Genomic DNA, 13,452 nt, shown 5'->3' with positions numbered 1-13,452 from the left:
TTTACTAAGTATTTCTAACTTTTACATGATAGAAAACGTTCGGTTTTGTACCAACATGCTCTAATAAATGATACATTCTTTCGCTTTCTGCTAACTTAGCAACTTCGCTTTCTTTATCATTTACATCTCCAAACACCATAGCTCCAGAAGAACAAGCTGCAGAACAAGCGCAAGCATTGTTGAATTCATCTTTCGCCACAACTCTTCCTTCACGTTTTGCCTGAAGAATAACAGCTTGTGTACTTTGAATACAGAATGAACATTTTTCCATAACTCCACGAGAACGAACGTTTACGTCTGGGTTTAATACCATACGACCTAAATCATCATTCATGTGATAGTCGAATTCACTGTTTTTGTTGTACAAGAACCAGTTGAAACGACGTACTTTGTATGGACAGTTGTTTGCACAGTAACGAGTACCAACACATCTGTTGTATGCCATGTGGTTTTGACCTTGACGACCGTGAGATGTTGCTGCAACCGGACAAACTGTTTCACAAGGAGCGTGGTTACAGTGTTGACACATTACTGGCTGGAATGCAACCTGTGGATTGTCTCCTGGTTTTTCCATTTCATTAAATGTAGATAATGAACTTGATAAACCTGCAATTCCTTCTTTTCTTTCGTTATCACCTTCAAAAGTGCTTTCAGAAGAATAGTATCTGTCGATACGCAACCAGTGCATATCACGGCTTCTTCTTACCTCTGCTTTACCAACAACAGGAACGTTGTTCTCAGCGTGACAAGCAATTACACAAGCTCCACAACCTGTACAAGCATTTAAGTCGATAGAAAGGTTAAAGTGATGTCCTGTAGAACGATCAAATGATTCCCATAAATCTACTGTTGTAGCTTTAACTTCCTGGTGATCTAAAGATACCATTGGCTGTGGATTCCAATGTTCAGCATTTTCTTTGTTAAATACATCAAGGGTAGTTTCTTTAATGATATCTCCTCTACCCATTAATGTTTTTTGTCCCTGAACACAAGCAAACTCATGCTCTCCATTTGCTTTCGCAATAGAAACAGACTGAACACTATTGAAATTTTTATATAAAGCGTAAGCATTTAAACCTACCTGCATTTCTTCTTTTAACGCTGCCTTACGACCGTAACCAACTGCTAAACCAACTGTACCAACAGCTTGTCCTGGCTGAACAATTACCGGAACGTTTTCTAATTTAGCCCCGTCAGCAGTAGTAATAGTAGCATAACTTCCGTTCAAACCACCATTAGCAACGATTTCATTTGATAATCCTAATTTTTTAGCATCAGCATTAGAAACAGTAACATAGTTATCCCATGAAACTCTGGTAATTGGATCCGGGAACTCTTGTAACCAAGGGTTATTAGCATGTTGTCCATCTCCTAATCCTGTTTTAGTATATAATACCAATTCGAAATCACCGGCAGCTTTAGATTTTGCAAGTGCATTTGCAGCGGTAGCAGCATCAACAGCACCACCAGACAATGCAGAAGATCCAACTACTGCAACACCATCATGTAATACTTTGTTCCAAGAAGATCCTGCAGTAAATGCTGAAGAATTAACTTTTAAATAATCATAAAAAGTACCTCCGGCACCATTTAATGACAATAAAACATCCTGAAATTGTTTGGTATTAAAAATAGGGCGAATCGTTGGTTGCGTTAAGCTATAAGTTCCGCTTGTTATTTCTAAATCTCCCCAAGACTCTAAATAATGAGGAGCCGGAGCAGCAACAGTAACAATTGAAGCAGTTTCATCTTCTTTTAATGAAAAAGCAACAGATGTTTTAACTTTTTTCAATCCTGAAACAAAAGCAGCTGAATCAGCTAAAGTGTAAACAGGATTAACTCCACTCATAATTAAAGTATGAACACTTCCAGCATTCAAATCTTTAATTAATTGAGAAACAACAGCATTCGATCCTTTTCTAATTTGTCTTGCTCCTGCAGTAGTATAAGCTTCACTCGCTAATATTTGATTGATAGCTAAAACTAATAACTGAGCATTTTTATCTTCGATTCCGGATACCAGAACCCCTTTAGATCCGGCAGCTTTTAATTGCTGAGCAGCTTTCACTACCTCTGCTTTATAAGCAGCATCTAAAGTAACAGGAACAGAAGCACCTGCAATAATGTTATATATTTGAACTAAAGCCTGTTTTTGAACAGCAGTAGTCATTGGAACACGCTTATCAGCAGCGGCTCCGGATAATGTCATATTTGATTCGAATTGGAAATGACGGGACATTTTTCCGTTTTGAGGAATACGTCCTTTTGCATATCCACTATCGTATCCACCACCTTGCCAGTCTCCTAAGAAATCAGCTCCAACAGATACAATTAAGTTAGATTTTGAAAAATCGTAATCAACTAAAGCTCTTTGACCATATACAGCCTGAAAAGCATCTAAAGCCTCAGATGAAGAAACTGCATCATAAACAACATGCTTAGCATTTGGATTTTTAGCAATAAATTCAGCGATTAATTTTTCAGTAGATGGACTTGCAAGTGTATTTGTTAATAATACCACCTGTTGGTTTTTAGCTTTTGCTTCAGCTAAACTTGATTTAATTTTCAAATCAACAGCCGACCAAGTAGTTTGTTTACCATCTGCTTTTGGCTCTTTTAAACGAGCGCTATCATACAATCCTAAGATAGATGCGTGAATTCTCGCATTGGCTGCAAATTTAGCACCAGCGATTGCATTGTTTTCAATTTTAATTGGACGACCCTCACGAGTTTTTACCAAAAGATTAGCAAAATCAAAACCATCAAATACAGTAGTTGCATAATAATCTGCAACACCAGGAATGATTTGCTCTGGTTGTAAAACATAAGGGATAGACTTGTGCACAGGACCTTCACATGCAGCAAGTGTAACTGCCGCAGTACTAAATCCTACGTACTTTAAAAAGTCACGACGTGAAGTTCCAGATGAAGCTAAAGCATCTGCATTCCCTAAGAATTCATCTGTAGGAATCTCTTCAACAAACTCGTTATTTCTAAGCGCCTCAACAATAGAACTATTTTCTAGTTCTTCAACACTTTTCCAGTATTTTTTGTTTGATGACATTGTATATAAATATTAAAATCTTAATAATTCGATTAATAGTGGCATTTACCGCATTCTAAACCTCCCATTTGCGCTGCAGTTAATTTCTCTACACCGTATTTTTTAGAAAGTTCAGCATGAATTTTATCATAGTATGCATTTCCTTCCATCTTAACATCAGTTTTTCTATGGCAATCAACACACCATCCCATTGTTAATTTAGAGTATTGCTTCATGATTTCAAATTCTTCCACAGGACCGTGACACGTTTGACATTCGATACCTCCAACAGTAACGTGTTGAGAGTGGTTGAAGTAAACAAAATCAGGTAAGTTGTGAATACGAACCCATTTTACTGGTTGCGTTTTTCCGGTATAAGCTTGCTTTGCCTTATCCCAACCAACTGCATCGTATAATTTTTGGATCTGAGCATCGTAAAATGCTTTGCTGTACTCAGGAGTAGCAGTAGTTTCAGCAACTTCAGAGATGTTTTTATGACAGTTCATACAAACATTCAAAGACGGAATACCAGCAGTCTTACTTACACGAGCAGCAGAGTGACAATATTTACAATTGATTTCGTTATCACCAGCGTGAATTTTATGAGAATAGTGAATTGGCTGAATTGGCTCATAATTTTGATCCACACCCACTTGCATTAAGTATCCGTACACAAAATATCCACTTGCCAATAGCAAGAATATTGCAGTAACTAATACCAAGAACTGGTTTCTAGCGAATGCTTTCCAGATAGGAGTCGTAGCTTCTTTAGGAGCAACTACAATTCCATTATTACTAGCTACTTTAGTCAATACTTTGTTCACCATGAACAACATTACCACCAAGATAGCCATTACAAGTGCAAGTGCACCTAAAATAATATTGTTTGAAATACCACCACCGTCAACGTTTGTTCCCGGAGGAGTTGCAGCTCCACCACCAGCAACAGCTGGTTCAGCTTTTACTTCAGAAGTATAGGCGATAATATTATCAATATCCCCCTCAGATAATTGAGGAAAAGAAGTCATTACTGACTTGTTGTTTTCTTCAAAAAGCTTCACAGCCACAGCGTCACCTGACTTAATCATGTCAGAACTGTTGTGAATCCATTTATAAAGCCAAGCTTTATCATGCTTTTCAGCAACTCCCCTTAAAGCAGGACCAGTTGATTTGGCATCTAATTTGTGACATGCAGCGCAATTTGCATTAAAAAGTTCTTTCCCTTTTACCGGATCACCACCAGCAGTTGCAGCCGGAGCAGCAGCAGCTTCAGTCGCCGCAGGAGCAGCTGGATCTTGAGCAAATGAAGTTAGGGAGAAAATCAGCGTTAGCGATAAGCTAAGCAGCAATTTTCTTGAGATCGAATTATGGTTACCCACCTTTTTCATATAGTATAATAATTATCTACTAATTTTTGGTATGATTTTTTCTGTAGTAAATCAACAAAAAACTAATACCTTCTTTTAAAACTTGCACAAAAATACGACTTATGTGTTATTCTCAAAACCTTAAAATAGTCTTAAATATCAATTTATATCAATTCTAAATAATATCAAATTTTCACATACAATTTTTAAATAGTATTTTTGCTCAAAAACCACCACATTATGAGAATTTTAACCCCATCTAAAAGAGTTTTCTTCACGCTAACAATGATCACTTTAGCTTACAACATTCAGGCTCAGGATCAAAATTTAACACTAAATCAGGATCCAAAATTTGAGCAATTATTGAATGATAAACGCAAAATTAACACATCAATAAGTACAAACGATACCTATAAAATTCAAATCTTCAGCGGCAAAAGCGAAGAAGCAAAGAAAACGTTATCGGATTTCAAAAGAGAATACAGCAACATCGACGGAACCATAATTTTCAACACCCCAAATTACAAGGTTATTGTTGGAAATTTCAAGACCAGAATAGAAGCAGAAAGAAACCTGGCAGACATCAAAAAGAGATACAAAAGTGTTTTTCTACTAAAGCCAGGGAAGTAAATTCTCAATTAAAACAGAACAATCAAAAAAAAGGGCAGCTTCACAATCGAAGTTGCCCTTTTTCGTATGATTTACATCCAACTGCAAGAACATAAGTTTCACCAGCAAACTACATTCCTTCACAACAAACATCACCCATTAGTTTTCATTGATTTCAACACCTGAAATACCTCTTCCTTAACCTGCAATAAATCAGTATTGAAAGCGGTATTCACACGAAGACAATCCACAGTAGCCTTTCCCATTTCCCTACCTTTCACTACGTCACTATGCCAATGCACATTACAAATCAACCGACTTTCACCAAAGTCAAGTCCCCGCTCAAGAATTACCTTCTCCTTATCCGGAAAGATTTCACTAAACACCAAAGCCCATGCCCAGCCTACAGCAGCATGTCCTGACGGAAAACAGCCTACTTTACGCAGTACCTCTTCCAGCTCGGGAGTACAAGTTTTTTGCTTGTTAACCACAAAGGGCCGTTCGCGATTGTAAAAATTCTTCGCCGTATACGTCGACAATCTTGCATCCGTCATCACCCGACGCATAAGCGAATACAACTTAGGCGTAAGCACCTCATTAATATCAATTCCCAAAGTAGCCTCAAACGATCTAACCGCATGCGGAAAAGACAAATTGGCATCACTAACAGCCTGCAAAAAACGAATCTGGTCTTTAGATTTTGACACTCTCCTGGCATACTCCAAGTCGAATTCAAAAACAGCAGAAGCAGGTTCAGGAGGCGGAGCCAACAACACCAAACTATTTGGCATTTCACCATCAGAAAGATACCCATACAACAAGTCAGGCATTTCAACTCTCATCTCTTCCACATTTGCAAACTTATACTCAGCCTCGTCAGACTTGCCCCTTTTGTCAAAAAGACGGGTGATACTATTAAATAATTTAAGTCCCATACAAAATACGCAATCAATTCAGATTTATCTCTTTTTGCAAAACTAAAAAAAATCTTACAAATAAACCAATTCCACCTCTCACAAAACCAATAAACATTCCAACTTTCTCTTCCATATTATAAATGGAAACACGATAATCTGAAATTTGTTCCAATAAAAAAGTCCCAACTTTCGCTGGAACTCTAGAATATAAACATGGGACAGTACATCAAAAAAAACTTCTAATTCACCACCTTAATTCCATCTGCCATAAACCGTATTTCTTCTTTCGGCATCTTGATCGCATCAATTTCGACCTTTGATTTTTTAGCATCTTTAGCATAATGCTTCAACTCATCAACGGAGGTGATTTTCTTCTCGGCCGTACCTTCCAAAACAACATTTTTACCTTTTAAGGCGGTTGGCACAAAAAAAGCATAGTCCTTCATTTTCACAAAGAAGGAAGATCCATCTTCTGTTTTAACAGTAACCCAGCATCCTTTCTTCGGACAAACATCGGTCACAACTCCTTTTACTGATATATTTTCAGCTTTATTAGCAGTTTTTAAGTCGTTTTTCAACTTCTCAACCGTGATCGCTTTGCTTTCTGAAATTTTCGAAACATCGGCACCGTAATGATCTCCCACTACAGCATTTCCTGCCGGAGGAGCACTTTTTTCAACTGCTTCCTGCGAAAAAGACACTGAAGAAAAACTCGCAGAAAGAACGATTGCAAATATAAATTTTCTCATAATTAAATATTTTTTAATCAAAAATAGCATTAAAATTGAAATAAACGAAAATATTAATGACACCTCATTTTTTTAAACACTACAAACTTCGTTTAAATATTCCCACAAAAAAAGTCCCAACTCTCATTGGGACTTTTGATATAAGTATTGACTATTATTTCAATTTCTTTTTGATTGCTACCTCGTGGTAAGCTTCAATAACATCTCTTTCTTCGATATCATTGTATCCTTTGATCTGAATACCACAATCGTATCCTTTAGTAACTTCTTTAACATCGTCTTTGAAACGTTTCAACGCCACAAGCTCACCTGTGTGCACCACTACTCCATCTCTGATTACTCTAATTTTAGAAGTTCTCATAATCTTACCATCCATCACCATACAACCAGCGATTGAACCCACTTTAGAAATTTTGAAAATCTCACGAATTTCAGCAGTTCCTAAAATTTCTTCTTTCATCTCAGGAGCTAACATTCCTTCCATTGCATCTTTTAAGTCATCGATTGCAGCGTAGATAATAGAATAGTAACGGATATCAATTTCTTCTTTATCAGCAAGCTGTCTCGCATTTCCTGCAGGACGAACGTTAAATCCGATAATGATTGCATCAGATGCAGAAGCCAACATAACGTCAGTTTCAGTAATTGCTCCAACACCTTTATGAATGATACTAATCTGAATTTCTTCTGTAGACAATTTAGAGAACGAATCTGATAATGCTTCAACAGATCCATCCACGTCTCCTTTAAGGATTACGTTCAATTCTTTAAACTGACCAAGTGCGATACGACGTCCAATCTCATCTAATGTAATATGACGTTGTGTACGTACTGATTGTTCACGCATTAATTGAGAACGTTTCGAAGCAATTTGTTTTGCTTCTTTTTCGTCTTCAAAAACGTTAAACTTATCACCGGCAGTTGCAGCTCCGTCAAGACCTAAAACAGATACCGGAGTCGAAGGCCCTGCTTCTTTAACAATATGTCCGCGTTCATCATGCATAGCTTTAATTTTACCATGATGCTTACCTGCCAACATATAATCCCCTACTTTTAAAGTTCCATGTTGAACTAAAATGGTAGACACATATCCTTTTCCTTTATCTAAGAACGCCTCAACAACTGTTCCTTGAGCCGCTTTGTTTGGATTCGATTTTAAATCTAAGATCTCCGCTTCTAATAAAACTTTCTCTAATAATTCTTTTACACCTGTTCCAACTTTTGCAGAAATATCATGCGATTGAATTTTTCCACCCCAATCTTCAACAAGTAAGTTCATACTAGCCAAGCGCTCTTTGATTTTCTCAACATTAGCATTTGGTTTATCAATTTTATTGATTGCAAATATAATTGGAACTCCCGCCGCTTGTGCGTGAGAAATTGCTTCTTTTGTTTGTGGCATGATATCATCATCCGCAGCAACAACAATAATAGCGATATCGGTAACTTGAGCTCCACGTGCACGCATCGCGGTAAACGCCTCGTGACCCGGAGTATCTAAGAATGCTATTTTCTGACCGTTATCTAAAGTTACGCCATAGGCTCCAATGTGCTGTGTAATACCTCCAGACTCTCCGGCAATAACATTTTCTTTACGGATATAATCCAATAAAGAGGTTTTACCATGATCGACGTGACCCATTACTGTAACAATTGGCGCTCTAACCACTAAGTCTTCTTCTTTATCTTCAACTACCTCGATAGCTTCTTCGATATCAACCGTGATAAACTCTACTTCGTAACCAAACTCATCCGCTACGATTGTTAGAGTTTCAGCATCCAGACGTTGGTTCATGGTAACCATGATACCAAGAGACATACACGTTCCAATTACTTTTGTAATCGGCACATCCATCATGATTGCAATTTCACCTACCGTAACAAACTCGGTAACTTTAATTGTTTTACTTCCTTCGTCAAGTGCTCTTTGCTCATCATCTGATTTTTGACGGTGCGTTTCTCTTTTATCTCTTCTGTATTTAGCAGCTTTAGATTTTCCACCTTTACCCTGAAGTTTTTCAAGAGTCTCTCTAATTTGGTTTTTTACTTCCTCTTCAGTTGGCTCCACTTTTGCTACAATTGCAGGACGGTTTCCTTTTACAAAACCTGGTCTTGCACTTCTGTTTGCATTAAAACCTCCTCCACCAGTATTTGGTGTAATTTTATTAGGGTTTGGAGTTCCCGGCGCATTACCTGTTGCAGGTTTTGGCGCACCCGGAGTTCCCGGTTTAGGAGCGATTCTTTTACGCTTATTTTTATTAGCGTTATTTCCGGCTCCCGGAGCTCCTGGTTTATTAGGAGTTATCTTTGGATCTTCTTTCTTTTTCTTAGGCTTATTGAATTGAGACAAGTCAATTGTCTGCCCGGTAAGAGTAGTTCCAGATAATTTTTGATATTGTGTAGTAATTATTTCCTCAGCAGTGTTAGGATCAGTTGAAACAACCGGTTCCTGCGCTACTTTTGGAGACTCTACTTTTACTTCTTTCTTCTCTGTAATAATAGGTTTTTCCACCTTTTTCTCTTCAGAAACTACAGGAGCAACTACCGGCTCTGGCTGTACAATTTCTTTTTGAACAGGTTTTTCTGGTTGAGTTGGAGTAACAACTGCTTTTGGCTCTTCGGTTTTCACTGGTTCCTCAACAGGAGTAGAAACAATTGCAGGTTTCTTCGGGTTTAAATCAATTTTACCTACTTGAACAGGTCCTGTTACAACAGCTCTCGCTTTTATAACCTCCTGTTGTTTTTGGCGCTCTTCGTCTTGTCTGCGTTTGTCCTCAATTTCTTTCTCACGTTCAACACGTAATGCTTCTTTCTCTTTTCTTTTCTCTTCTCCTACCTCCTTAGAAGCTTCCTTATTCCCCTTATCGCCCGCAAATTGGCTTTGTAGGATATTAAATTCGCTATCAGAAATTTTTGCATTTGGATTTGCATCAATAGCAATTCCCTTATCTTTTAGATAATCAACAGCTCTTTCTAACGAAATATTTAATTCCCTTAAAACCTTGTTTATTCTTATTACTCTCTCTTCAGACATATAACCTTTTTATTATTACCTTTTTCGTTGTGTTGTTAGAGCAGACAACTAACTGTCAAACTCTTCTTTTAGTATTTTCATAACATCAAGAATAGTTTCCTCTTCTAAATCTGTTCTTCTTACTAAATCTTCTACTTCCTGCTTTAGAATACTTTTTGCTGTATCCAAACCAATTTTAGCAAATTCTTCAATTACCCAGCCTTCGATTTCATCTGAGAATTCTGTTAATTCAACATCATCCTCATCCGCCGTTGCTCCTGCAACATCTCCTTCACGAATTACATCTAACTCGTAACCTGTTAACTGACCTGCTAATTTAATATTGTGACCTCCTCTACCAATTGCTTTAGAAACTTCTTCTAATTTCAAGAAAACTTCAGCTCTTTTATTTTCTTCGTCAATTTTGATAGACGAAACTTTTGCAGGGCTTAAAGCTCTTGTAATAAACAATTGAATATTGTTTGTATAATTAATTACATCGATATTCTCGTTTCCTAACTCACGAACGATTCCGTGAATACGAGATCCTTTCATCCCCACACAAGCTCCAACAGGATCAATTCTATCATCATAAGAATCTACCGCTACTTTTGCTTTTTCTCCAGGAATACGCACTACATTTTTAACTGTAATCAAACCGTCGAATACCTCAGGAATTTCCTGCTCAAACAATTTCTCCAAAAACTTCTCAGAAGTTCTGGACATAATGATTTGAGGTTTGTTTCCTTTTAATTCAACGCTTTCAATAATTCCGCGTACATTATCTCCTTTACGGAAAAAGTCAGATGGAATTTGTTTTTCTTTTGGAAGTACAATTTCATTTCCTTCATCATCGACCAAAATTACAACTCTTGGACGTACGTGGTGCACTTCGGCAGTATAAATATCACCAATAATATCTTTAAATTGCTTGTAAAGATTTGTATTATCGTGTTCGTGAATTTTAGATATTAAGTTTTGACGCAAAGCCAAAATAGCCCTTCTTCCTAAATCAATCAATTTCACCTCTTCAGAAACCTCTTCACCGATTTCAAAATCAGCTTCAATCATTCTTGCTTCAGTCAAAGTAATCTCTTCGTTTTCGAAATCCAGATCTTCATCAGCAACAATTACTCTTCTTCTCCAGATCTCCATATCTCCTTTATCAGGATTTATAATGATGTCAAAGTTATCATCAGAACCGTATTTTTTCTTTAATGCATTTCTAAACACGTCCTCTAAAATTGCCATAAGCGTTACACGATCAATAAGTTTATTATCCTTAAACTCTGAGAATGAATCGATTAATGCTAAATTTTCCATGCGAATTCTTTAATTAAAATGTTACTGTAACAATTGCCTCCTTAATATCTGTATAAGGTATTTGTTGCTCTTTTTGAACTGTTTCTTTTCCTTTTCCTACTTTTTTCGGTTCTCTTGCTTTCCAAGACAAAATTATAAAAACATCGTTAGCTTCCACCAATTCTGCCTCAATTTTTTCAGTATTTGTAGTAACAATCAACGTTCTACCAATATTTTTAATGTATTGTCTTGTCATTTTCAAAGGCGATCCTACTCCAACAGATGCTACTTCAAGCGAAAAATCCTGCTCTTCACGATCCAGATTATTCTCGATTGCACGACTTATGTCAATACAATCCTGCAGCGCCACTCCATTATCACCATCTAAACCAACACTAATTTTAAAAGAGTCTGACACAGCCAGATCAATCAAAAAGATCGATGGCTTCTCCAGAAGAGCTTCTGTAATTAATCCGTTTACTTTTTCTTTAAATGTCATAATTTTATAAAAAGAGGGGACACTTAGTCCCCTCATTATTTAGATTTTAATAAATAACGGTGCAAATATAGTGTTTTTTTTATAAATCAAAATAAATAGATTAACCTAAAAATATTTCTTATCTTTATAATAATCGATTTTTTAACTATTCAAGCCCTAAAACACCATGAAAAGAATCCTAGTACCTACCGATTTCTCCGAACACGCAGAAAACGCTTTAAAAGTTGCTTCACAAATTGCAAAGAAGAATAATTCTGAGATAATCATTTTACACATGCTCGAATTACCAAGTCAAATGAACGATGCCGTTTTAGGCGGAGCAAGTATTCCCGAAACAATGCTTTTCATGAAAAAAGCCAACGAAATGTTGGATCAGGTTTCATCAAGACCGTACCTGGACGGAATCCCAATTACAGAAATTGTAAAAATAGACAAACCCATTCACGGCATCACTCAGGTAAGCAAAGAATACGAAATCGACCTGATCGTAATGGGATCACACGGATCATCCGGCATAGAAGAACTCTTAATTGGTTCAAACACCGAAAAAGCAGTCCGAAATTCCGAAATCCCGGTCCTGATAATCAAAAAAGACACTGCCAACTTCAATGCCTCCAACATTGTTTTCGCCTCAGACTTTTCAGAAGAAGCCAAAAAACCCTTCAAAAAATTCCTGAAATTCGCCAATGTCTTTGACTCTAAGATACACTTAGTCACCATTTGCACTCCGAACAGCTTCAAACCAACTCATGAATTACAGAAAACAATAGATGCCTTTGTAACCGAATTTAACCTGACCAATTACTCTGCTCATATCTACAACGACACCAACATCGAAAAAGGAATCATCAACTTCTCCAACAGCATCAATGCCGATATTATAGGAATGTGCACACACGGAAGAACCGGCTTTGCTCATTTTTTCAACGGCAGTATCAGCGAAGGACTTGTAAATCATGCCATCAGACCGATACTTACTTTTAAAATTTAAAAAAAATAAACACATAAAAAAAGCCTCTCGATTGAGAGGCTTTTTACGTTGGTCTACTAGGACTCGAACCTAGAAAGACTGCACCAAAAACAGTTGTGTTACCATTACACCATAGACCAGCAGTGCGATTAAGCGAGTGCAAAATTAAAACTTTTTTTAGTTTACGCAAACTTTTTTCAATAAAAATATAAATATCCCAGAATTAATAAATCGTAACATCACTCCACTTCCTACCCTCAAACCTTTCCTCCAACCCTAAAACACCACACAAGCCTCACAAAACCAGTTATTAACTCCAAAAAAAAAAAAAAAAAACGAAGTACAAAATTTTTGCTTTTTTTCACATCCCCTCAATATTTTTTTTCTCAACAGACACCCCATTTTCAACAATATCCACTCATAAAGACCAAAAATCAAAAAAAATCACAAATGAAACTTCAAAAACTTCAGCCACATTGCCCCCTTTTTCCGATAAGTAAATACAACAATTAAAACACTCGAAACACTACTAACAAAAACAACAAACACTCATTTTAAACATCATACACATAAAAAAAGAGAAAGTTTCACAACGCAAAACTTTCTCTTTTTATTTTCAAACATTTTTGAACTTAAAAATTCAACAACGTTTCTTTTTTTTTCACAAAACTAGACAAGTACGGCAAGTAATTGCTGAACAGTTACACCTAGAATTCGTGCTACCTCCCATATTGTCTTACCCTCATTCAGCAAGGCCAAAGCATCACTCAAAAGACCTCCGCCTTTTACTTGTTTCATTTGAGTAGAATCTAACTCTGTAAAATTCATTTCTTTAATAGTTTTCATAATTTTAATTTTTTAGAATTATTAATTAGCTAAAACAAAAACTTATTCTACCATCAAATATACACAAAAACCTACAAATAACACTCAGTAAGTACTATATTTTTTACCTTTACACCTAAAATACACTTAACCAACCA

The 13,452-nt window shown here is 36.6% G+C and carries 10 protein-coding genes and 1 tRNA gene; 2 read left to right on the top strand and 9 right to left on the bottom strand.

Going from position 1 to position 13,452, the window contains the following annotated elements:
* Nucleotides 1–4: 4 nt before the first annotated feature.
* Entirely contained in the window at nt 5–3,064 is a 3,060-nt protein-coding gene (locus LNQ34_RS11510) for a TAT-variant-translocated molybdopterin oxidoreductase (RefSeq protein ID WP_202702262.1), read from the bottom strand.
* Between the two features lie 32 nt (nt 3,065–3,096).
* Nucleotides 3,097–4,431, bottom strand: coding sequence for a c-type cytochrome (locus LNQ34_RS11505; RefSeq protein WP_202702263.1), 1,335 nt, complete (start codon nt 4,429–4,431; stop codon nt 3,097–3,099).
* Between the two features lie 219 nt (nt 4,432–4,650).
* Between LNQ34_RS11505 and LNQ34_RS11500 the strand changes: the two genes are divergently transcribed.
* A complete protein-coding gene (locus LNQ34_RS11500; RefSeq protein ID WP_202702264.1) occupies nt 4,651–5,040 on the top strand; it encodes an SPOR domain-containing protein in 390 nt (129 codons plus the stop codon).
* 131 nt (nt 5,041–5,171) lie between these two features.
* On the opposite strand, the gene LNQ34_RS11495 is transcribed toward LNQ34_RS11500, so the two are convergent.
* The 5 genes from LNQ34_RS11495 to rimP form a co-directional block, all read right to left on the bottom strand.
* Complete coding sequence (locus tag LNQ34_RS11495) at nt 5,172–5,954, bottom strand: acid phosphatase (RefSeq protein ID WP_229999798.1); 783 nt, start codon at nt 5,952–5,954, stop codon at nt 5,172–5,174.
* A gap of 221 nt (nt 5,955–6,175) precedes the next feature.
* Complete coding sequence (locus LNQ34_RS11490; RefSeq protein ID WP_202702266.1) at nt 6,176–6,685, bottom strand: DUF4920 domain-containing protein; 510 nt, start codon at nt 6,683–6,685, stop codon at nt 6,176–6,178.
* A gap of 154 nt (nt 6,686–6,839) precedes the next feature.
* Nucleotides 6,840–9,719, bottom strand: coding sequence for a translation initiation factor IF-2 (gene infB, locus LNQ34_RS11485; RefSeq protein ID WP_229999797.1), 2,880 nt, complete (start codon nt 9,717–9,719; stop codon nt 6,840–6,842).
* Nucleotides 9,720–9,767: 48 nt separating this feature from the next.
* On the bottom strand, nt 9,768–11,021 hold the full coding sequence (gene nusA, locus LNQ34_RS11480) for a transcription termination factor NusA (RefSeq protein ID WP_017498147.1): 1,254 nt from the start codon (nt 11,019–11,021) through the stop codon (nt 9,768–9,770).
* Between the two features lie 13 nt (nt 11,022–11,034).
* Nucleotides 11,035–11,499: a ribosome assembly cofactor RimP gene (gene rimP / locus LNQ34_RS11475; protein ID WP_202702268.1), complete on the bottom strand. Its 465-nt coding sequence runs from the start codon at nt 11,497–11,499 to the stop codon at nt 11,035–11,037.
* Between the two features lie 166 nt (nt 11,500–11,665).
* On the opposite strand from rimP, the gene LNQ34_RS11470 reads away from it, so the two are divergent.
* Complete coding sequence (locus tag LNQ34_RS11470) at nt 11,666–12,490, top strand: universal stress protein (protein ID WP_229999795.1); 825 nt, start codon at nt 11,666–11,668, stop codon at nt 12,488–12,490.
* Between the two features lie 48 nt (nt 12,491–12,538).
* Here LNQ34_RS11470 and LNQ34_RS11465 read toward each other — a convergent pair.
* Both LNQ34_RS11465 and LNQ34_RS11460 read right to left on the bottom strand, forming a co-directional pair.
* Nucleotides 12,539–12,609 (bottom strand) — tRNA-Gln (locus tag LNQ34_RS11465).
* A gap of 529 nt (nt 12,610–13,138) precedes the next feature.
* The gene (locus LNQ34_RS11460) at nt 13,139–13,315 is read right to left on the bottom strand and encodes a hypothetical protein (protein WP_017498143.1); all 177 of its coding nucleotides are present in this window, start codon (nt 13,313–13,315) and stop codon (nt 13,139–13,141) included.
* Nucleotides 13,316–13,452: the final 137 nt, after the last annotated feature.

Source organism: Flavobacterium lipolyticum (assembly GCF_020905335.1).
Lineage (GTDB): Bacteria > Bacteroidota > Bacteroidia > Flavobacteriales > Flavobacteriaceae > Flavobacterium > Flavobacterium lipolyticum.
Note: the sequence above shows the minus strand (reverse complement) of the source record. Positions and strands in the feature narration are given on the sequence as shown.